The organism is Rheinheimera sp. KL1, from assembly GCF_001275035.1.
Classification (GTDB): domain Bacteria; phylum Pseudomonadota; class Gammaproteobacteria; order Enterobacterales; family Alteromonadaceae; genus Pararheinheimera; species Pararheinheimera tangshanensis.
The window spans coordinates 82561-105045 of the sequence record NZ_LAMX01000025.1 but is presented as its reverse complement, the minus strand read 5'-3'; the positions used below and the strand labels follow the sequence as shown (position 1 = coordinate 105045).

Here is a 22485-nt window from a genome sequence, read left to right as displayed (position 1 = left end):
TTACAGATCTAACAAAGTGTTGATCAAAGATTGTTGTTGAGGTTGCTCGTCCTGCAGTAACTGCCTCAGCGCCTTGGTTGGTGCGTGCATCAACCTGTTGCTAAGTTTAGTCGCAAGTTCAGCTAATACTTTTTCCGGGTCCTGCCCTGCAGCAATTTGTTTGCCCGCTTTGGCCAGCAATTCATCCCGTATGGCTTCGCCTTTGTCACGATAGTCGCGCACTACGTCCAACTGGCCATGCAAACTTAACCACTGACTGAATTCAGTCACGCCCTGTAAAATCATTTGCTCGGCTTCAGCCGCCGCTTCCTGACGGTTTTGCAGGTTTTGCAGCACTATGGACTGCAAGTCATCCACTGTATACAAATAGGCATCTTCGAGCTCTGCCACTTGCTCTTCAATATCGCGTGGCACAGCTAAATCGACAAAAAACATAGGTTTATGGCGGCGTTTTTTCAGTGCCTGTTCTACCATACCTTTACCGACAATAGGCAAGGTACTGGCAGTCGAACTAATCACGACATCGGCATTGGCCAAGGCTTGTGGCACTTGCGCCAGGCTGACGGCTTCACCGTTAAACTGACTGGCGAGTGCCGCAGCTTTGTCATAAGAGCGGTTGGCAACGGTAATTTTTTCCGCCCCCTGCTCCAGTAAATGTTTGGCCACCAGCTCTATGGTCTCTCCGGCGCCAATCAACAGCACTTTGACTTTACCAAGCTGGCCGAAGATTTGCCGGGCTAAACTTACCGCCGCAAAAGCAACAGATACGGCACTGGCGCCAATATCTGTTTCAGTACGAACCTGCTTGGCGACTGAAAAAGTTTTTTGAAACAAACGTTCAAACGCAGGATTAATTGTACCGGCCTGACGGGAATGGCTATAGGCCTGCTTCACTTGCCCGAGAATTTGTGGCTCGCCCAGTACTAAAGAATCCAGGCCACAGGCCACCCGCATTAAATGACTGCTGGCCTGCTGATCCTGATGCAGGTATAAATGATGCTGCAGTTCGGCCAGGTCCAGCTGATGAAATTTGCTCAGCCAGTCAATTACTTGTTTCGATTGCTCGGCGCTGCCGCTAAAATACAGCTCAGTTCTGTTGCAGGTAGACAAAATCACTGCGTCGGACACCTGGGTCGTCGTCGTCAGATCCCGTAAGGCGTCCAAAATTTGTTCAGGCGCAAAAGCGACCTGCTCACGTAAGGAGACAGGTGCAGTTTTATGATTAATACCTAAAGCAAAAATGGTCATTCACCTGTTTGGCCCGTTTCGAAAAAACCGGCATTCGTCAAAAAGAGGGCGAATTGTACGAAAAAGCCCAAACTAAAAAAAGCATAGAGAAGGAATTAGTGTGTTTGCAGCGATAAAAACTGGTTGTTTTGTAGTTTTCAGTCTGATTTTGACAGGTTGTGCCAGCCAAAGCAGCCAGCTAAAACCAGTTATTCCCCTATCAGCCCAACAACGACAACTGCAATTAGAGCAATTGCAGGAGTTTACACTGACCGGAGCCTTAGGTGTAAAAGCCCCGCAAGAGAGCGTCAGCGGCAGTTTAAACTGGCAACAACAAGGGCCTTATTTTCAGGCCAATATGACCAACTTTGTGGGCATCAGTATTTTTGAACTGGAAACCGACGCTTTAGGCGCTACGGTTAAAGCAGATGGTGAAACTCATCAAGCACAATCAGCCAGTGCCCTGCTGGACTATTTATCAGGCTGGAGCTTACCTATTGAAGAAATGCCGCTTTGGCTCAAAGGTGTGGCAAGCCCGGAAAGCTTTAATCATGAATGGGATGCGCAAGGCCGTTTAACCAGTTTTACTCTAAAAGACAGCCAAGAGCGGGACTGGCAGGTCAGTTATGTGACGTTTTTCCCCGATGCCTTAGCCTTACCCAAAGAAATCAGACTAAAAGCCCAAGCCGATGGCAGCAGTATTAAACTGGTGGTGCGTAAATGGCAACTTTAACCTTATCAGCGCCGGCTAAACTGAATTTATTTTTACATATCACAGGCCGCAGGGCCGATGGTTACCACAATCTGCAAACCTTGTTTCAGATGCTCGATTGTGGCGACCAGTTAAGTTTCACACTCAGCAGGGATGCTGAAATCCGCTTTAGTTGTTCAGATAAAAGCATAGAAAACGACAATAATCTGGTGGTGCGCGCCGCGAAGTTACTGCAGCCTTTAGCCTCGGATAACGCCGGTGTAAAAATCCATCTGGATAAACAAGTGCCTATGGGGGGCGGTTTGGGTGGCGGCTCGTCGGATGCAGCCACTACCCTATTGGCACTGAATCAGTTATGGCAATTAAAGTTATCAAACGCACAGCTTTGTGAACTGGGCTTAAAGTTAGGTGCAGACGTTCCTGTCTTTGTATTCGGAAAAACAGCCTTTGCGGAGGGAGTTGGAGAAAAATTACAACCCGTTAGTTTGCCACAAAAATATTACCTGATTGTGACGCCAGAGGTGCATGTCAGCACGGCTGAAGTCTTCGGCAACCCTGATTTAATCCGCAATACACCCGTCATGTCCGTCAAAGATCTACTAGACTGTGACTGGAAAAATGACTGTGAAACTCTGGTAAAACGGCTCTACCCCGAGGTTGCAATGGTACTGAACTGGTTGATAGAATACGCGCCGTCCCGAATGACAGGTACCGGCGCCAGTGTGTTTGCCGAGTTCCAGGATGAATTAAGTGCCCGTCAAACCCTTGCGAAACTACCGCCACCATGGCGCGGTTTTGTTGCTAAAGGGGTCAATCAGTCTGCTGTTTTGACTGAATTGGAACAAGCCGTATGACGCACAGCAGGCGACACAAAAGGCCTGCTGCATTATTAACCGGACTCACAAACTGCCCTGAGGATCCTACCGTGCCCGACATGAAGATTTTCGCTGGTAACGCCATACCAGAACTCGCCAAGAAGATAGCCAGCCGTTTATATATCAAGCTGGGCGATGCCGAAGTCGGCCGTTTTAGTGACGGTGAAGTCTGTGTACAAATCAATGAAAACGTCAGGGGATCTGACGTTTTTATTATCCAGTCTACCTGTGCCCCTACCAATGACAACCTGATGGAACTCATTGTGATGGTAGACGCCTTACGCCGTGCCTCTGCCGGTCGTATTACTGCGGTTATCCCTTACTTTGGTTATGCCCGCCAGGACAGACGCGTGCGTTCTGCCCGTGTGCCTATCACAGCCAAAGTAGTAGCCGACTTTTTATCCAGCGTAGGTGTAGACCGAGTATTAACGGTGGACTTACACGCTGAGCAAATCCAGGGCTTCTTCGACGTTCCGGTGGACAACGTGTTTGGTAGCCCGGTATTACTGGAAGATATGCGCAAACGTGAATTCGTTGCACCAGTGGTTGTATCTCCGGATATCGGCGGTGTAGTACGTGCCCGCGCTATCGCCAAGCTGCTGAATGACGCTGACTTAGCCATTATCGATAAACGTCGTCCTAAGGCCAACGTGTCTCAGGTGATGCATATCATTGGTGATGTTAAAGATCGCGACTGTATTATTGTCGATGACATGATTGATACAGGCGGCACTTTATGTAAAGCCGCTGAAGCTTTAAAAGAACAAGGCGCTAAACGGGTATTTGCTTATGCCACTCACCCGATTTTCTCCGGTTCTGCCGCTGAGAACATCAGAAACTCAGTGATTGACGAGCTGATCATCACCGACACTATTCCGCTGACTGCAGAAATGCGCGCCGTCAGCAAAGTAAAACAGCTGACCTTAAGCGATATGCTGGCCGAATGTATCCGTCGTATCAGTAACGAAGAATCAATCTCTTCGATGTTTGATTAACAACGAGTGGAAAATGAAGGAAGGCACCTCTGCGGTGCCTTTTTTTATGTCCATGGAAGGACGGTATGTCGAAAATGCAGGAGCATATTTTCGACGATGTCCATGGAGGGACGGTACGTCGCAACTGTCGGGGTGATAGCGGTCTTTCGAAATGCCAACAGTTTGGCATTTCGCTGATATCACGCCTCCGCCTCTGGTGGAGGCCGGAAAATTGTTGCGACGCTTATAGCTTTCATTTGCAGCCTTAAGGCTGCAGTGATACCATAGCGCGCTTTTTTGCGTCGGCTGAATTCATTTCGCCCACCGAAAAAGCTTCTTCCTGGGGTCAGGTCGCGGAACTCAGGGTCTATTAATTTTTGGAGAATACCATGTCAAACGCCATTTACACGTTAAATGCAGAAGTCCGCTCTGATTTAGGGAAAGGTGCGAGCCGCCGCCTACGTCACGCAGACAAAGTACCAGCTATCATTTACGGTGGTCACAAAGAAGCTCTGTCTATCACTTTAGATCACTCTAAACTGTTACAAGCTCAGGCTAACGAAGGTTTCTACACTCACATCCTGACTATCGTTGTTGGCGGTGAAGAAGTAAAAGCAATCGTTAAAGCTATGCAACGTCACCCGTTCAAGCCAAAAGTTATGCACGTTGACTTCCAACGCGTAGAAGCTGGCCACGAGTTACACACTGTAGTTCCAGTACACTTCATCAACGAAGCTGCTGCTGTGAAAAAAGGTGGCGTAGTTGCTCACCACATCAACGAACTGGCTATCACTGTGTTACCACAGAACCTGCCAGAATTCATTGAAGTGGATTTAGCCAACGTTGAAGTAGGTGTAACACTGCACCTGTCAGACATTAAAGTTCCTGCTGGCGTAACTATCACTGAGTTAGCCAAAGGCGCTGGTCATGACCAAGCCGTTGTTACTGTGAACAAGCCTGCTGGCAAAGCAGACGAAGACACAGCTGAGTAATGACTGAAGCAATTCAGTTAATCGTGGGCCTGGGTAATCCAGGCCCAGAATACAGCCAGACCCGCCACAACGCAGGTCAATGGTTTGTAGAACAACTAGCCCGCCGCTATAACGTTTCTCTTCGTCCTGACAGCAAATTTTTTGGCCTGACTGGCAAATTTGTCACTCAAGGTCAGGAATATAAATTGCTGGTTCCCACTACGTACATGAATTTAAGTGGCAAAGCCGTTGCAGCTATGGCGCAGTTCTATAAACTTTTACCCGAAAACATTCTGGTGGCTCACGACGAAATGGCGATAGCGCCCGGCGTAGCTAAATTTAAACTGGGTGGCGGTCATGCCGGTCACAATGGTTTAAAAGACATCACCAGTAAACTCGGCAACAATGCCAATTTTTATCGCCTGCGACTGGGTATTGGCCATCCTGGCCACAAAGATTTAGTCACAGGTTATGTGCTGGGCAAAGCACCGCAGTCCGAACAGAAGCTGATCGATGAAGCTTTAGATGAATCGATGCGTTGTTTTGAGCTCTGGTTAAGCGATGGCTTAATTAAAGCGCAGCACAGGTTACATAGTTTTAGCGCGACTTAATCAAAGTTTAAGCGCGTCCGGTTCGCAAACGTACGGCTTTGCCGTCTACAGCACAAAGGAAACACCCATGGGTTTTAAATGTGGCATCGTTGGTTTACCAAACGTAGGTAAATCCACTCTGTTCAACGCACTGACCAAAGCTGGTATTGAAGCGGCTAACTTCCCGTTTTGTACTATCGAACCAAATACGGGTGTAGTACCAGTGCCGGACCCACGTCTGAATCAACTGGCAGCTATTGTAAACCCGCAGCGCATTCTGCCGACCACCATGGAATTCGTTGATATCGCAGGTTTGGTTAAAGGCGCATCCAAAGGTGAAGGTTTAGGTAATAAATTCCTGGCTAACATCCGTGAAACTGACGCCATAGGCCACGTGGTACGCTGCTTTGAAGACGATAACGTGATCCACGTTGCCAACAAAGTAGACCCGGCAGATGACATAGACACCATCAATATGGAACTAGTGTTATCTGATATGGACAGCGCTGAAAAAGCCATATTCCGCGTCAGCAAAAAAGCCAAAGCTGGTGATAAAGACGCTAAAGCTGAAATGGAAGTGCTGGAAAAAGTAAAAGCGCATTTAGAGCAAGGCTTAACCTTACGTCAGTTGGAATTATCACCAGAAGAAAAAGCGCTGGTGTCCTACATGAACTTCCTGACCATCAAACCTACTATGTACATTGCAAACGTGCTGGAAGATGGTTTTGAAAACAACCCACACTTAGACGTGGTTCGTGAAATTGCCGCCAAAGAAGGTGCCATCGTAGTTCCGGTCTGTGCTGCTATTGAATCTGAAATATCAGAGCTGGAAGACGACGAAAAAGCAGAGTTTTTAGAGTCTATGGGCTTAACTGAACCGGGCTTAAACCGCGTGATCCGTGGCGGTTACTCACTGCTGAACCTGCACACTTACTTCACTGCTGGTGTTAAAGAAGTGCGCGCCTGGACTATCCCGGTTGGCGCCACAGCACCACAAGCAGCAGGCGTTATTCACACCGACTTTGAAAAAGGTTTTATCCGCGCTCAAGTGGTGTCATTCGACGACTTTATCGCCTGTAACGGTGAAGCCGGCGCCAAAGAAGCAGGCAAACTGCGCGTGGAAGGTAAAACCTACGTCTGTAAAGACGGCGACGTGATGCATTTCTTGTTTAACGTATAACCTTTTGGTTTTTGCGTTACCTTTGAAAACCGGACTTTTTAGTCCGGTTTTTTGTTGGATATCAAGTTAATACTATTGTAGAAAATTATCGCAGTTTCTCTTCACTCAATGCAAAAGAGACGGGCTTAGTAGGTTTCTTTATGCAGCGATTTTTCAAATTTATCTAAATCGGAAAGGCGATCACAAATAAGCTGAATAATCTGTTGTTCAGTCATGTCTGTTGCTTGGATCTTATATCCACGATATTTTCTCATTCCGCCCTCTACCCAAGGTCGCTCAGTTTTTAAACCCTTAAGATCTATCATGGAGTCAGCGTAATTCTCATCAACGCCATTAGGGAGGTAAGCATAAACATTAACGAAGGGTGTCGCAGAATTAGATAATACTAGGGCAACGTCTGATTCAGTGTTTCGCCAACTAGACAAAGCAAATCGTAAGACTGGAGTTCCACCCCAAGATTCCGAACGAGTAGAAACGTCTTGCGCCAACATATTCTGTAACATGCTCTGCATACGACCAAGATACTCTTTAATGACTCGTTGTTTAAGTTGCTGAATTTCTTCTATCTTAGAAAAATTCTTTAAAACAAACTCGAGTGTTTCTTGGTTAACTGACGGTTGCGACATAAGATTCTCCAGATGCAAGACAAACTCTCTGAGTAGCAAAGACCATTTGTTGATAGGTTGGGAAATAAATTGCTCCGCCAACTGGGTTTTTAACGCAACAATAAGTGCTGAATAGCTGATACCATGCCATCCAATCTTTGGGCTATCTCCTTGAGGGGAGAGGACTACGAAAATAGCTATCTTGCTGCCATAACGAGCTTTTTGTTCAACGGAAATATAGCGTTCGTAGAAGTCGAATGGATTGTTTTGTTCGTGGTAAATCTTATTTTCTAAAACTAGAACCCAATCGCTGCCTTCTAAAAGCAAATCAATTCTCTTGCCAGACGCTGTTGTAACCTCTCGCTCAGGTGTCTGCACTAGCCAACAATCTAGGTCATGATATTTTTTGGGGAGGCAATGCAGGAGCGCCTTTAACGCCGTAGCGCCAAGTTTATGTTGTCCGTTGCTGTCACAGAAGAATGCCAATATGTCCGTAGTTGGGTTTTCGTAATAACCTTTACTACCAATGCTGAAAAAAGAGAGCTCTGCAGTATCTACAGGTTGAAGTTGACTGAATTCAGTCAGCAATTGCTCAAAGGTTGTTAGCTGTGTTTCCATACTGTCCCTTAAATACCGTTTTTATTTGATCATCCTAAGGCAGTTTTGATCTTTTAAACAGTAAAATGAGTAAGGTAGCGCGCTAAGGTCAGGTCTTGCAGCAGACGGGGTCAAGTCTTCCGTCTTGCCCCAAAGCCTTGCGTTGATACCACAATGATTCATCTACTATCTGGCAGCTTAAAAAGCGAGGATGGGTATAGTTCTAAGCAGACCGTGTTTCGCAGGGATAGCGAAACGCGAGCCCCCCATGGATGGGTTTACGGCGTGTCTGCGTGGACTATGCCCTTCCCGCAGCGACCTGACCCTCTACAGCACCTCTGTAACTTTAACTCAGCTCAGATAAAACAAACCCGGCATCAGCAACCACGCTGGGGGTCAAGTCTTGCAGTGTGCCCTGCCGTTTTGAGTTGATAACACGGCGATTTATCTACTATCTGGCAGCCTCAAAAGCGAGGATGGGTATAGTTCTGAGCAGACCGTGTTTCGCAGGGATAGCGAAACGCGAGCCCCCATGGATGGGTTTACGGCGTGTCTGCGTGAACTATGCCCTTCCCGCAGCAACATAATCCACTACAGCATCCCTAAATCTGGATTCAGACCAGTGACTCAGCCGATATAAAAAACTCAACTTCAAAAACAAACCCGGCATTAAAAGCCGGGTTTGTTTTATATTAGAGAAAGTACAGCTTAGGACGCCGCTCTTTTATACGGCTCGATAGTTATCCAACATAGTATAACTACGTGCATACAAGGCAAAAACAGCAGCTGCCAGTAGCGCAAAACCGGCAAAGAAGAACATTAAAAATGCGGTTTGCGATAAGCCCGTAGCTGCCACATGCGACAATACAGTTTCACTGCGAATACTGTTATTCGCCAGCAGCACCCATAAGTTACCCACTGTGACCGACAACTGCCAGAAGCTGGTGATAGTGCCTTTCATCGCCGCAGGAGCCTGACTGTAGGCAAACTCCAAGCCTGTGGCCGATACCAATACTTCACCAAAGGTTAAGAGTGCATAAGGCAGCACCTGCCAGACTATCGACATGACAGTGCCACCATCCATCGCCAGTTGTACTGAACCAATTACAATCCAGCTTAAACCGGCAAAGGCAATACCAGCGCCCATACGGCGTAATGCGGTAATACGCACACCACAACGCTCCAACAGCGGGTACAAGACTATATGGTTAAAAGGGATCAGCAGCATCACCAGCAGCGGGTTTAATGCCTGCATCATGGCGGGTTCAAACCAGTCGGGTTTGCTCATGTCATTGGCTTGTAAAATCCAGGTCGAAGCTTTTTGATCAAACAAAGACCAGAAAGGCGTCACCAGCGCAAACAGAATAAGAATACGCAGCACTGAGCGCACACCATCTACGGCTATATCAGGATGCACACCACGCGCCCTTTCCAACTGAATAGCCGCACCAGCACCACCAAAACTCATCACCAGCACTAAAGCTAAACAAAAAGCAGCGACAAAACCTAAAGTTGGGGTCTGGCTTAAACTAAACAGTGCCAGCGCAAAACCTACCAAAGCCAGATAAAGGCCGCCATTGGCTTTGCCCGACTCTTTTGATAACAAAGCTGTTTTTACTACTTTTAAAAAGCTATGCGGATCTTTAGGTTCTGGCGCCACATGCACATAACGTTTGCGGCCTAACCAGAAAAACAAGGTAGCGAGCGCCATCAGTACGCCTGGTATTCCAAAAGCGACGGCTGCACCAAAGTGCTTAAGTGTCAGCGGCATCAGTAAAGACGCGAAAAACGAACCGAAGTTAATAGTGAAGTAAAAGATATCAAAGGCTTTTTGCGCAAGTGCCTTATTACTCTGGTCAAACTGGTCACCCATAAAAGCAGAAACTAAGGGTTTAATACCGCCGGAGCCCAGCGCTATTAAAAACAAACCGGTATAAAAGCCCTCCTTACTGGTTTCAAACAAAGCCAAAAACAAATGCCCAATCACATAGACAATGCTTAGCCATAAAATAGTGTTGTATTTACCTAAGTAACGATCAGCCAACCAACCGCCTAATAAAGGAAAAAAATACACGCCTATCACAAAGGAGTGAAATACGTCTTTGGCTTCACCTGCTCTTAAATGTTCAGGCACAGCAAGCAACAAAGCTGTCATTAAAAAAGGCGTTAAAATATTACGCATACCGTAGAAGCTAAAGCGCTCACAGGCTTCACTGGCAATAATGTAGGGGATTTGTCGTGGCCAACGAGCCTGTTTTACATCTGTCGACATGGAGTTTCCTTGCTCTGACTCCCAAGCCGGGAGTTAATTTTTTTAGTTTTAATAACAAACCGATACTACCTCATCAGGCGTATATGCCCAAGCAACGGGCAGAAAAATCGAAAAAACTGGCTGTGTTGACATCAACTTGCATAGAAAACCAGCAAACAAACCGAATAGACAAAGATGTGGTAAAAAAACGGTTGACGCAAAAAAGTCTGGTGAGCATAATACGCGCCACTTGCTTAGGACAACTAAGACATAGTGGCTACATAGCTCAGCTGGTTAGAGCACAGCACTCATAATGCTGGGGTCGCAGGTTCGATTCCCGCTGTAGCCACCACTTAATTTGTTCGTCCAGTGTTAGCGGAAATGGCGAAATTGGTAGACGCACTGGATTTAGGTTCCAGCGCCGCGAGGCGTGAGAGTTCGAGTCTCTCTTTCCGCACCAAGCAAGTAAGAATTCTGCAGTTTCTGCAGGGGTATAGCCAAGCGGTAAGGCAGCGGGTTTTGATCCCGCCATTCTGGGGTTCGAATCCCTGTACCCCTGCCATAAATTGGAACCCAGCTTCGGCTGGGTTTTTTCTTTTCTGCTCTTTTCATTCCCTTTAATTTCAGGTAAGTAGAAAAGCAGAGCTTTCGCTGTAAAAGCTCTGCCAATGAACTAAGCCCTTTTTAGCCTTTTGATACCAAACCACCCCATCACACCAACGCCAGCCAGTACTAACGTCAACAGCAGCCACTTAAAAGGTCGCAACATTTTTCGGAGTTGAAGTTCAAGGTTATGGTAGTGGCGCTGTTTAGCCGCGGCAAAATCCGGCTCAGGGCAGTTCTGACCGAACTCAGCCCCCCAGCTGACATAAGGCCCTTGTTGCAGATACTTTTGATAATAACCCTGCGCCAGTTCAGGTTGGCGTACTAACAGCCATTTTGTTGAATGACACAAAGTCGCAGCAAAAGCCTGACTGTTGTGTGGCACAAGCTGAGCTGCTTCTGCGGATAGTTCAGCCGCCAGTTGCCGGTAATGGAATCTGTTGCTGTAGGTTGAAGCTGAACTCTTTACCCGTTGTATTTCAGCAGCAGCTAAAGCCGGTGTTTTTGCCTCAAATTCATAAGGCTCAAACTGGCCATAAAACACCTGATAATCGGGCGCAAGTTCAAAACCCAATAATTCCAGACCATGCGCTCTGGCAAGCTTTGCCTGCTCGAATAAGGCTTGGGCTTTAGCATTGTCCGTCCAGCTGCTTGCGGCTTTTTCTGCATGCTGCTGATACTGCTTTGCCAGCTGCTTTAATTCAGGATCGATAAAATAAGCCTGAGCCTGCTGGTATTGACCCGCCCGCATTAATCGTCGGGCTGTTAAGTGATGCAATAACACTTCGACTTTGGTATCACCAAAATAATGCCACTCTGATTTTTCCGGTACTACGGTTACAGGATGCTGAGCCGCAAAGCTTTTTAGCTCATCCAGCGTTAAAACCCGTTCTGCGATATAAGCCGTGTCCTGCCAGTACTCAGAGCCTGCAGCTGTCAGCAAGGCGATAGCCTGCAAATAATCGCCACGACTTAATTCCAGAATGCCGTGTTCCGCCTGAATGCGACAATAGTGCTGCTCCTGCAATTCCTTCACTGAAGATTTCGCATAAGGATCTTGTTGTGCCGGTAAAGTCCCGGCCTGCAAAGGCTCAGGCGCAAAAGCTTTGCTGGCTTTGGCGTAAAATTCCACAGCTTTGGTCGTATCCCCTGCTTTTAATGCCATTTTGGCTTGCAGCCACCAGGCTTGCGGGCTTTGCTCCAGATGAGGCAATAACTGCTTTACCAAATCAAACTGGCCTTGTTGATAAGCTACTGTGGCAAGTTGAGTGGCATTTTTCAGTTGAATGTCAGGAACCTGATTCAATACCACCAGCAGACGCTGTAACTGTTCTGGTTCCAGATAACTTAAAGCACTAAATTGCGTCATCAGGTAACGGCTTAATAAAGCGGCCACAGCAGACGTTTGTACGAAAGCTATTAATTGCGGATCCGGCATGGCAGCCAGCTCTTTACTCAATAGCAATAAAGAAGCGCGGCCACTTTCGCTCCAGCGACTTTGTGCTGCATATAATCCTATAGCCGTAGCCCAATCGCCTTGCTGTTTAGCCAGTTTCGCCTGCTCGCCTAAACTGGCCACAGCCAGCTGCAAAGGATCAGCTAATCCAGCCGCTACTTCTTGTTGTAGCTGGCTATATAAAGCTGAAACTTCGCTAGTCTGAGTATTTTGTTGTAGTAAGGCACGTCCTAACGAATACAACGCCCAGCTGCGCCTTTGCTGTTGTTGCTCTAACGGCAAAGCCAGCACCTGGCGGAATAATTCAATGGCCTGTTGATAGTCGTGCTGTGCAAAAGCCACAGCTGCTGCTGTATAAAAACGCAATTCAGCGGGCAAAGCTTCACCCACGGACAAGGCCTGCTGCACTGTAGCACTTTGCCTCATCTGCTGGACTAGCTTTGCGTGCTCCTTGCTCAGCAGCTGCTGCTCTGCTTGTTCTGTGGCGCTTACCCAGCGGTCGTTTTGATAATCATAGGAGTCTTCGAATACCACGGCCTGAGGTTTGGCTATCAGGGCAGAAAAGTCAGGTACAGTCGCAGCAAGCGCCTGTACCTCCACTAAAAACACTGGCTCAGGCAGTACAGCAAAAGTCTGGGCCCTGTCCGAACTCAGCATCATTGGAAAGTCAGGGCCACAGGCCACAGCGCTGCCAGCTAACGTCATGCAGCTAAGCAGTAAGGCTTTGTTAAATTTCAGCATACGTCATCCTTTAAATACCCAAAGGGTTAAGTGTTGACAAGTGGCCCAGCCCAGCACTAGTCGTTGGCGGGGTTGCAGCATAGCTTCAGCTTCGGTTAAAACAAACTGCAGCTGATTTTTATCTTTTGAAAAGTTGAGCTGATAACCGGATACCGCATCGGCGGCTTTACAGTGACCACCAGATAAGTTGATCTGTGGCGGTAATGACGCAGCGACAAACCCATGGTTCTCTGCCACAACCTCAAACTGTGGCGCTTCGCCTTGCAAACTTAGTTTTAAATCAGCAGTGAGGGTTTTACCCGAACTGACAGCTTGCAATTGGGAATAAGACCAGCTGCGTTTATCTGATGCCAGAGGCAGACGAAACCAGACCAGCCCCTGTAACAGCGGCCAGTTTTGTTGCTTTAACCACAAGCTAAAGCCCTGCACTGCTAACGCATCGAGCCATAACTCTTGTCGCTCACCCGGGCTTTGTAGGGCCTGTTCACTTTCCACCAGAGTGCTTTGTTCTTGTTTCAGTAAAGCGGAATGATAAGAAGGCACCGCAATATAAAATGGTTTCTGCGCCTCTGCTGCTAATTGCTCAGTCCAGTCTTTGGCAAGCTTTGGCTGAAACAGCCCTTGTTCAGGCGATATCACCGAATGCACCTGTAAGGTCAACTGGTCTACCTGCTGTTGCAGCTCAGACCAACCTGGCTTGCCTAACCAGTCCGGCAAAGCCGTAATGCTTAAAGCCAGAGTCTGAGGCAGTGCCTGACGTAATTCATTGATCCAATTCGCATAAGCGCCAAGCTGACTGCTGGCACAGTCATAATCCAGCTCCAGTTGCGTCACCTGCACCCCTTGCTGTTGCCATAACTGCAGCAGCGTCAGTATTTTTTGTTGCAACACGGCTTTTGGTAACTGTTTGAGCTGACCATCAAGCCGCACCACTAAATGTACAGCCCGTCCATCCGCAGCAAGCAGAGCTAAATCAACCTTAGCTTGTGTCCAGACAGGGCCAACTTTGGCTTGATGTAGCTGCAAGGCTAAAACTCTCAATACACTGAAATCAGCTTTGCTTTGGGCCAAAGCCTGGCGATGATCCGAGTTCCACACCCGCTGCCAAATATAAATATGCTGACTAAAACCAGAGCTGGCCTGAGGTGTACAAGAACACAACAAACAAAGGCTAAATAACAGAATGAGAAGTTTGCACTGAGATTTCAAACGAAGTACTTATCTAAAGAGGATATGAGGGCAGTATAAGGCCCTGCATTAGTGCAGGGCCATCACTTTAAATCAGATACTATCAGCAGTGATATCTACCTGAGTCACTTCACCATAACTTTTAGCGATATCCTCAATAGCTTCAGCTTTACCAATCAACACAAACTGTAGCTTGTCTTTCGGGAAGTAGCTGTTGATCAGGCGTTTACTCTCAGCAACTGTCAGTTGGTCCACTTTACTTTGGAAACTGTTAATAAAATCCTGATTAAAACCATACAGATACATATCGCCTAACAAACCAGCTAAGGCTGTATTGGTTTCAAAACGCGGCGGGAACTGGCCTTTGACATAAGCCTTGGCGGAATCCAGCGTGGCCTGATCGATGCCCTTATCCCATAAGCGCTGATAAGTGTTCAGTGCTAAATCCACAGCGGCTTTGGTACTTTCAGTTTTGGTGAAACTGCTGATAGTAAAAATACCAGTGGCAGAATAACGCTCAAAACCAGAACGGGCGCCATAAGTTAAACCAGAGTTCACCCGCAGCTCGTCATTCAGCCAGGAGGTAAAACGGCCACCCAACACTGTGTTCACTACACTGATACCGACATAATCCGGGTTACTCTGCTTCACACCTACACCACCAATACTGAAAGTGGTTTCTATCGCATCGGCTTTATTGACCAGCAACACTTTGGCTTTTTCTGCTTTTGGCAAAGCCGCAGTTAAATCAGGTTGTTTTATTACTTTGCCATTGTTCCAACTGGCAAAGAGTTTTTGCAGCTGGGCTTTCATCGCATCAGGTTTGAAGTCACCCACTATGCTGATGGCGGTATTAGCCGGCTGATAGAAGCTCTGGTGGAAATCTTTCACTTGTTGCTGACTAATGGTTTTCAGCGACCCCGCAGTACCAGAAATGGCATTACCATAAGGATGTGAGCCAAACACCAGCTTATTAAAGTAGTGCTCCATCACCATTCGTGGGCTTTCTTTAGCCTGAGCCACGGCGGCAATCTGGCGTGCTTTTAATTTATCGAACTCGGCGAGGTCAAAGGCTGGCTGAGTCAGCACTTTATGAAATATCGCGAGCATTTGTTCCGTGTCTTTTGCCAAAAAATCAGCGCGCAGACTAGACCCCTCCAGAGTGCCTTCACTGATTAAACTGGCCCCTAAAAAGTCGACCAATTGTTCAATTTCAGCTTTGCTTTTGCCCCCGGCACCTAACAATAAAGCCTGACTGGTGAGCTGAGACAAACCAGCGACAGGATCATTGACCGCACCTGCACGCACTGTAGCCTGCACCGTAATTAACGGCACCTCGTGCTGAGGTAATAAAAACACAGTCAAACCATTGTCGAGTTTTAGTTGCTCATAAGCCGGTAACTGAAAACTGCTTTGGCTCTTTGCTTGCTCTGCCATGGTTGGCAAGGCAAATACAAAAGAGCTTAGTAAAACCAGCGCCGCTGCTTTTGAAGTCTTAGTGAAATGGCTCATAGATCTTTATCCTCAGCAGAGTCCAGCACAGCAACAGTGCGGTTGGATTTTTTCAGGTAGGTTTGCGCCACTCGCTGAATATCCGCCGGAGTGACTTGTTGATAATTTTTTGGCGCATCAAACAGCTTTTGATAGCTGCCAAAATACAACTCGTAGGTGCCGATAATATCGGCTTTGCCATTGATGGTTTCCATTTCGCGGTAGAACTGCATCAGTTTCTGGTTTTTGGCTTTTTCAAGCTCAGCCTGAGTGACGCCATCTTTGGCTACTTTATTAACAACACTAATTAAGGCTGTCTCGAGATCCGCAGCTTTTACACCGGGATTGGCGATGGCCATCAGATAAAATAAATTCGGGTCAAAGGACATAGGTAAGTAACTAAACACATCCACGGCCAGTTCTTTGTCGACCAGGCCCTGATACAAACGTGAGCTGTTGCCCTGACTCAAAATAGAGTTCAGTAAATCCAGCGCATAATAATCCGGACTGGAGCTGGCTGGAATATGAAAACCTAAGAGCAAATTTGGGCTGGTGACAGAGGCCTTTTGCACATAAACCCGACGTTCACCTTTTTGCTCCGGCTCCACTGTGCGTACAGCTTCAGGCTCTGGTTGAGATGGAATAGGTGCAAAATACTGTTCGGCCAGCTTTTTCACTTCGGCTAACTTTACATCGCCAGCAACCACCATCACGGCATTATTCGGCGCGTAGTAAGTTTTGTGGTAACGCTTTAAGTCGTCCAAAGTCCAGGCTTTAATATCAGACTCATGACCAATCACAGACCAGCTGTATGGATGGGCTAAAAAAGCCACGCCTTTCAGCGCTTCCTGAATAGTACGGAAGTTGGAGTTTTCAAGACCAGTTGAGCGCTCAGAGGTGACGACGCCTCGTTCGCTTTCAACCATTTTGGCATTGATATCCAGATGAGCAATACGGTCGGCTTCTAAATCAAAAATAGTCTCCAGTGCATTGGCCGGAAACCAGTTGGTGTACACAGTTAAATCTTCGGTGGTGTAGGCATTGTTCGCGCCGCCAGCAGCTTCCATGGTTTGGTCAAACATCTTAGGGCCATACTTTTTGGCACCGTTAAACATCATATGCTCAAAGAAATGCGAGATGCCGGTGATGCCAGGGTATTCGTTGCGTGAACCTACTTTCCAGAATAAATAGCTGTTGGCATTTGGAATAGATGCATCTTCCAACACCATAATTTTCATGCCATTTTTAAGCGTAAAGCTTTGAATATCTTTAGCTTCTGTCGCTTGTGCTGAACTGAACACCAGTCCGAGCATCAGCGCCAAAGCCGACTGTTTTAACCTCATACCTTCTCCCTGCCCTTTTTCCGAAAGAGAACTGCAAAAGCTTAAGACTAAACGAAAAACAAAAACGCCCTGCAACAAAATTGTTACAAGGCGTAAATGGCAGGCGTTAAAGGAACAAAGAGTTAGTCGGGCTTGTCCTGAGCAAAGTCTAACTCTCCTTGCTCTGTCCAATACAAGGGCCGCACACGAGTATGGCGATTACCATCCTGTAAGGGATGACCCTGAATGTCTTTGTAATCACGGGCGTGATAGAGCATTAAATCCGTGACACCATCTTCGGCCAGCACAAAGCTGTTATGGCCAGGGCCAAAACGTTTGAGGCTGTCGTTAGTAAAAAATACCGGCCGGGGCGCTTTAGTCCAGCTTTCGGTTTTTAGTAAGTCGGCATCGACAGAAGCTGTCAGTAAGCCCATAGCATAGCGGTGATCGGTGGCACTGGCTGAATAGGCCAGCCAGATTTTACCGTTTTTAATCAGTACAGCGGGTCCTTCATTGACCTTATGGCCCAAAACCTCCCAATCCAGAGTAGGTTCTGTTAACAAAGTGGCGGGTAACTCCAGCTCAGTGGCGCTGCGCATTTTGGCTATCCATAAGGCACTGTTATAGCTTTGCTTTTTATCTTGCTGCGCCCATACCAGATAATGCTGGCCCTTGTGTTCAAAATGAGTGGCATCCAGATTAAAACTATCCCAGCCGGTATTCAGCGGCCCCAGTTCCTGCCACTGCCCTTGCAGCGGATCTGCAGCGCTGTTTTTCAACACATAAGTACGGATATGAAAGGGCTCTTCCGCCTTACCTGCAGCAAAATAGATGTACCAGCTGCCGTCTATCTGATGTATTTCAGGCGCCCAGATATTGGCACTCATAGGCCCTTTGTCTTTTTTGCGCCAGATGACTTTGGCTTTCGCCTTTGCTAAGCCTTTAATACTTGAGCTATGGCGTAACTCAATACGATCAAACTCCGGCACTGAAGCGGTGAAATAGTAAGAATCGGCAGCAGCGCGATAGACCCAGGGATCGGCCCGGTTTTTAATCAAAAGCCCGGCATCCTGCGCCAGCAGGTTAACACTCAGCAGACTTATCAATAAAACACTAACCAGCTTCCACATCACCACCTCCGTTTTTTGCAGAGCAGTCCAATCCAGCACCGCCAGTTCTGATTCAGGCAAGCCCTGATAAGGCGACTGATAAATCAATAAACTACCCGCATCGGGTTCAGCCTCTAACTGCTGCTCTGTTAAGCCCTGACGAGCCGTGGTGACAAATAGCAGGTCTAAATCAGGGCCACCAAAAGCCAGACAAGTGGGTTGACTGACAGGTAAAGGGTGTAAAGCCGTTTGCTGTCCTGAAGGCGAATAACGCGCTATGGCTTTCCCGCCCCATAAAGCGCACAGCAGGTGATCCTCTGCATCTATCACAGCGCCATCGGGTTCAGCCCCTACTGGCACTTTGGCAAACAACTGCGGCTGACTTACAGCACCTTGAACCGCATCAAAGCCATAGGAGTAAATCACACCTGTTGGTGAGTCAGCGTGATAGATCCTGCTGCTGTTTTTATTCCAGCACAGGCTATTGGGGATCTGTAAGCCGGAGATCACCGCATGACAACCTTGCTGATCCAGCCGGTATAAAGTGCCAGTCTGCCCTTGGTTTACTTCACGCATAGTGCCAGCCCAGAACCGGCCCTGACGATCGATTCGGCCATCATTCATTCGATTACCAGATAAATGAGTTTCAGGTTTAGCCAACCAGAAGATGCCCTGAGTTGCAGGTTGATACAAAGCAAAACCTGACTCAAAAGCCACCAGCATCGAATAATCAGAGCGCATGGGGTCATGTGCGTTTAATAAAGCAAAACAGCTGATGCGTTCCGGCAGCGGATAGGTATTGAGCTGCAGTGAAGGCCAAAACAGCTGATACAAAAAGCGGCCATGAATGTCGGTCCACCAGACTGACTGGCTGGCGCCATGCCAGATGATGCCTTCACCTAATTTGTTTTTCAGCGGGATACTATGCAATAACTTCAATTCACTCATGCTTTGCCTCCAGCTTTAGATTGCCAGCTATGACTCAGTAACTTTTGCAAAGCAATAAAGAAAAATAGTAAAACCCCTATCACTATTTTGCTCCACCAACTGCTTAAACTGCCGTCAAAATTGATATAAGTTTGAATCAAGCCCATTAGTAGGACACCCAACACAGTGCCAATAATAAAACCACTGCCACCTGTCAGTAAGGTACCGCCTATCACTACCGCAGCTATCGCATCCAGCTCGACACCTACAGCAGCCAGTGCATAACCTGAGTAGGTATAAAAACTAAAAATAATACCAGCCATAGCGGCCAGCATACTGCTTGAGGCGTAGAGCAAAATAGTAGTGCGAGCGACTGGAACGCCCATCAGTTGAGCCGATTGGCTATTGCCACCTAAGGCATAGACATAAGAGCCAAAGCGGCTGTAGTGAGTAAGTACCAACATCAGCAGCACCAAAGCTATGGTCAGCAGAGAAGTTGCGCCCAACCAACCACCGTCCGGCAGCTCTAATCCAAACTCGGCCACTGCATCATAAAAAGGATGTTCAATAGCGACAGACTCTTCACTCAACAGCGTCGCCACACCCCGGGCTAAAAACATGCCCGCCAAAGTGACAATAAAAGGCTGTAGCTGGTAAAACTGAATTAAGGCGCCCATACCAGCACCAAAAAGCGCAGCACAAGGCAATATCAGAGCAAAAGCCAGCAGTGGATGCCATTGATAAGGCCCAATCAACAAGGCCGCCGCCACGCCGCTTAAGGCAATGACAGAACCGACCGACAAGTCGATACCGCCAGATAAAATCACCAGTGTCATGCCCAAAGCAGTCACCAGCAAAAAGGCATTATCGCTAATTAAGTTAGTAACCACTCGCAGACTGGCAAAACCGTCAAACTGGCTGGCACCAGCGCCAAACATCACAAGCACCAGCGCAAAAGTGATCCACAAAGGTAAATAAGTGCGGGACATCAGGCCTTTCCTCCACGCGCTTTGCCAAAGCTCAACAGGGATTTTAGCTGGTTGCGAAACAATTCCGACTGTAACATCAGCACCAGCAATATAACTAAAGCTTTGATCAATAAGTTAAATTTAGAAGGTAAACCACTGACCACTATGGTGGTGCTTAAGGTCTGAATAATCAATACGCCGATCACAGCACGAGGCAGAGAAAAACGCCCGCCTGTTAGAGCCGCACCGCCTATCACCACAGCTAAAATCGCATCCAGCTCTAACCATAAACCGGCGTTATTCGCATCTGAGCCCTGTATATCTGCTGTCGCGATAATACCGGCCAAAGCAGCGCAGCCACCGGCCAGTAAATACACAGTCAGCTTTATACCTCTGTCATCTATGCCCAAATAACGACTGGCTTTGGCGTTGCAGCCTACAGCTTCAATAAATAAACCCAAGGCGGTGCGTTTGAGCAGCAACTGCATAATCAGCAGCGCCAGCAACACTAACCAGACTGGCACGGGTAAAGCTAAAAAGGAGCCTGAACCTAAAGCGGCAAAGTCAGGGTTTTGAAAGGTGACAATCTGGCCCTGGTTTAATAGCTGCGCCACACCACGGCCTGCCACCATCAGCACTAAAGTCGCCACTATAGGCTGAATACCGAGATAGCTGACCATAAAGCCATTGACCAGACCACAAGCTAAACCTGTCAGTACAGCCAGACCTATCACGGCAGGAATGGACCAGTCTCCCAGCAGCAATAAGTTAGCGCACACTGCGCCGCAAATCGCCATCACAGCGCCGACGGACAAGTCAATACCGCCCGTGGCTATCACCAAACTCATGCCGATGGCCAGCAAAGCCACAGGCGCACTGCGGTTTAGAATATCAATCAAAGGCCCGTACAAGCGGCCATCCTGCCATTGCAGGGAGAAAAACTGCGGATCTAACAGTAAATTCACCAGCAATAACAAGGCTAAAGCTACTAAAGGATAAAGATATAAGCTGAATTTATGCGCTGACTGACCAGGGCTATAACGCGCTTGTCTTGCTGCTTTTAGTTGGTCCGCTTTTAACGGATCAGAATGAGTTGAGTTCAAAACTGTTGCCTCGCTCGTCATACGCTGGCTCCCGCTATAGCAGCCATGATGCGATCCGGATTCAGATCCTCACCACTTAGCTCTGCTACTTTTTTCCGGTCACGCATGACCACTATTTTGCTGGAAAAGGCGGTGAGTTCTTCCAACTCGGAAGACGTCACCAATAAAGACATGCCCTGCTGACAAAGCTGACGAATGAGCTGCAAAATTTCCGCATGAGCACCAATGTCGATACCACGGGTAGGTTCATCCAGTAGCAACAACTGAGGCTCCACCGCCAACCAGCGTGCCAGAATGACTTTTTGTTGATTGCCACCACTTAACTGGCCTATAGGCTTATCCGCATCAGGTGTGGCAATTTGCAGTTTTTCAATATAAAAATCCGCCAGTTGTTGCTGCTTCTTTTTAGAAAGCACTCGCCACCAGCCCTGTTTCGCCTGCAGTGCTAAGCTGATATTTTCACGAATGGATAAAGCTGCAATCATGCCCTGGGTTTTACGATCCTCAGGACAAAGCGCGATACCAAGGGCTATAGCTTGCGCCGGATTACTCAGTTTAATAGGCGAACCTGCAAAACTTAAGGTGCCGCCATCGGCTTGATCCAAACCAAATAGCAGACGACAAATTTCAGTACGACCTGAACCTAATAAACCCGCTAAACCCACAGCCTGACCTAGAGGTAAATCCAGATCCAACTGCTGTACCGACTGCCCAGAGCTTAACTGCCGCGCAGATAAAATAGCTTCGGAGTGCTCCACTGCCAGACAAGGCGTTTGATGGCGCTGCTGGCTCAGCTCTTTACCCAGCATAGCGGCAATGAGTTCAGCTTTATTCAATTGAGCCGTCTGGTATTCACCGACAAAACAGCCGTTACGCATGACCGTAATACGGTCACTGATTTGATACACCTGATCCAAAAAGTGGGTAATAAAAACGATGGCTACACCCTGCTGTTTCAACTGGCGCAGCAGCTGAAATAAAGTTTGTACTTCATCAGCATCTAAACTGGCCGTAGGCTCATCCAGCACCAGCACTTTGGTGCGAGCAGCCCCTCGTTTAGGCGCTATACCACGGGCAATAGCCACCAACTGCTGCACTGCGACTGAGAATTCAGACAAAGGCGCAGTGACATTGATATCAAGACCAAAACTGCTTAATAATTGCCGCGCCTGATATGCCATGGCTTTTTTATCAATCAAACCAAAGCGCTTAGGTTCTGAACCTAAAAACAGGTTATGGGCTACCGATAAATTCGGCAGTAAATTCACTTCCTGATAGACAGTGCTGATGCCTGCTTGCTGCGCATCCTTAGGTGTAGCAAAACTTAACGCTGTGGAATCCAGCAATAGTTCGCCGCCATCTTTTTGCAGCACCCCCGTCATCACTTTAACTAAGGTGGATTTACCAGCGCCGTTTTCACCTAATAAGGCATGCACTTCACCGGCATACAAACTCAGCTGGGCTTGCTGCAGTGCTTTCACACCAGGGAAGTTTTTGTTGATCTGCCGCAGTTGCAGCACTGGCTTGGCGACATTGTTGATCGGTTCTGACATCAGACACTCCTGAATAACCAAACTGAGTAACCTGAAAGTGAA

General features: G+C 47.6%; 17 protein-coding genes and 3 tRNA genes. 9 read left to right on the top strand and 11 right to left on the bottom strand.

Going from position 1 to position 22485, the window contains the following annotated elements:
• Positions 1-1248, bottom strand: coding sequence for a glutamyl-tRNA reductase (gene hemA / locus WH43_RS14070; RefSeq protein WP_053425231.1), 1248 nt, complete (start codon positions 1246-1248; stop codon positions 1-3).
• A 100-nt stretch (positions 1249-1348) separates the two neighbouring features.
• Here hemA and lolB point away from each other — a divergent pair, with 100 nt between their 5' ends.
• From lolB to ychF, 6 genes are all read left to right on the top strand, one after another.
• The gene (gene lolB / locus WH43_RS14065) at positions 1349-1960 is read left to right on the top strand and encodes a lipoprotein insertase outer membrane protein LolB (protein ID WP_053425230.1); all 612 of its coding nucleotides are present in this window, start codon (positions 1349-1351) and stop codon (positions 1958-1960) included.
• Positions 1948-2793, top strand: coding sequence for a 4-(cytidine 5'-diphospho)-2-C-methyl-D-erythritol kinase (gene ispE, locus WH43_RS14060; protein WP_053425229.1), 846 nt, complete (start codon positions 1948-1950; stop codon positions 2791-2793). Before lolB ends, ispE begins: the two co-directional genes overlap by 13 nt.
• An 80-nt stretch (positions 2794-2873) precedes the next feature.
• Entirely contained in the window at positions 2874-3809 is a 936-nt protein-coding gene (locus WH43_RS14055; RefSeq protein ID WP_286049765.1) for a ribose-phosphate pyrophosphokinase, read from the top strand.
• 368 nt (positions 3810-4177) lie between these two features.
• Positions 4178-4780 (top strand): 50S ribosomal protein L25/general stress protein Ctc, encoded by a 603-nt coding sequence (locus WH43_RS14050; RefSeq protein ID WP_053425227.1) that lies wholly within the window; start codon positions 4178-4180, stop codon positions 4778-4780.
• On the top strand, positions 4780-5370 hold the full coding sequence (pth, locus tag WH43_RS14045) for an aminoacyl-tRNA hydrolase (protein WP_053425226.1): 591 nt from the start codon (positions 4780-4782) through the stop codon (positions 5368-5370). The genes WH43_RS14050 and pth overlap by 1 nt, the downstream gene beginning before the upstream one ends.
• Before the next feature lie 67 nt (positions 5371-5437).
• Positions 5438-6529: a redox-regulated ATPase YchF gene (gene ychF / locus WH43_RS14040; RefSeq protein ID WP_053425225.1), complete on the top strand. Its 1092-nt coding sequence runs from the start codon at positions 5438-5440 to the stop codon at positions 6527-6529.
• A 125-nt stretch (positions 6530-6654) separates the two neighbouring features.
• On the opposite strand, the gene WH43_RS14035 is transcribed toward ychF, so the two are convergent.
• Both WH43_RS14035 and WH43_RS14030 read right to left on the bottom strand, forming a co-directional pair.
• Positions 6655-7752: a PDDEXK-like family protein gene (locus WH43_RS14035; protein WP_053425224.1), complete on the bottom strand. Its 1098-nt coding sequence runs from the start codon at positions 7750-7752 to the stop codon at positions 6655-6657.
• Positions 7753-8455: 703 nt separating this feature from the next.
• Positions 8456-10003 (bottom strand): POT-type proton-dependent oligopeptide transporter, encoded by a 1548-nt coding sequence (locus tag WH43_RS14030; protein ID WP_053425223.1) that lies wholly within the window; start codon positions 10001-10003, stop codon positions 8456-8458.
• A 254-nt stretch (positions 10004-10257) separates the two neighbouring features.
• On the opposite strand from WH43_RS14030, the gene WH43_RS14025 reads away from it, so the two are divergent.
• The 3 genes from WH43_RS14025 (at position 10258) to WH43_RS14015 (ending at position 10544) form a co-directional block, all read left to right on the top strand.
• Positions 10258-10334, top strand: a tRNA-Met gene (locus WH43_RS14025).
• A 23-nt stretch (positions 10335-10357) separates the two neighbouring features.
• Positions 10358-10442, top strand: a tRNA-Leu gene (locus tag WH43_RS14020).
• Positions 10443-10469: 27 nt separating this feature from the next.
• Positions 10470-10544, top strand: a tRNA-Gln gene (locus WH43_RS14015).
• A 111-nt stretch (positions 10545-10655) separates the two neighbouring features.
• Here WH43_RS14015 and WH43_RS14010 read toward each other — a convergent pair.
• From WH43_RS14010 to WH43_RS13975, 8 genes are all read right to left on the bottom strand, one after another.
• Positions 10656-12782 carry a hypothetical protein gene (locus WH43_RS14010; RefSeq protein WP_053425222.1) on the bottom strand — a complete coding sequence of 709 codons (2127 nt, stop codon included), beginning with the start codon at positions 12780-12782 and terminating at the stop codon, positions 10656-10658.
• 3 nt (positions 12783-12785) lie between these two features.
• Entirely contained in the window at positions 12786-13943 is a 1158-nt protein-coding gene (locus tag WH43_RS14005) for a DUF3142 domain-containing protein (RefSeq protein ID WP_053425221.1), read from the bottom strand.
• A gap of 120 nt (positions 13944-14063) precedes the next feature.
• Positions 14064-15482 carry a M16 family metallopeptidase gene (locus WH43_RS14000; protein ID WP_053425220.1) on the bottom strand — a complete coding sequence of 473 codons (1419 nt, stop codon included), beginning with the start codon at positions 15480-15482 and terminating at the stop codon, positions 14064-14066.
• Positions 15479-16804, bottom strand: a complete 1326-nt coding sequence (locus tag WH43_RS13995) for a M16 family metallopeptidase (RefSeq protein ID WP_053425219.1) — start codon at positions 16802-16804, stop codon at positions 15479-15481. Before WH43_RS13995 ends, WH43_RS14000 begins: the two co-directional genes overlap by 4 nt.
• A 122-nt stretch (positions 16805-16926) precedes the next feature.
• Positions 16927-18840, bottom strand: coding sequence for an SMP-30/gluconolactonase/LRE family protein (locus tag WH43_RS19850; protein WP_082335795.1), 1914 nt, complete (start codon positions 18838-18840; stop codon positions 16927-16929).
• Complete coding sequence (gene yjfF, locus WH43_RS13985; RefSeq protein WP_286049759.1) at positions 18837-19808, bottom strand: galactofuranose ABC transporter, permease protein YjfF; 972 nt, start codon at positions 19806-19808, stop codon at positions 18837-18839. Before yjfF ends, WH43_RS19850 begins: the two co-directional genes overlap by 4 nt.
• The gene (locus tag WH43_RS13980; RefSeq protein ID WP_286049758.1) at positions 19808-20890 is read right to left on the bottom strand and encodes an ABC transporter permease; all 1083 of its coding nucleotides are present in this window, start codon (positions 20888-20890) and stop codon (positions 19808-19810) included. The genes yjfF and WH43_RS13980 overlap by 1 nt, the downstream gene beginning before the upstream one ends.
• A 17-nt stretch (positions 20891-20907) precedes the next feature.
• On the bottom strand, positions 20908-22443 hold the full coding sequence (locus tag WH43_RS13975) for a sugar ABC transporter ATP-binding protein (protein ID WP_053425216.1): 1536 nt from the start codon (positions 22441-22443) through the stop codon (positions 20908-20910).
• Between the last annotated feature and the right edge of the window lie 42 nt (positions 22444-22485).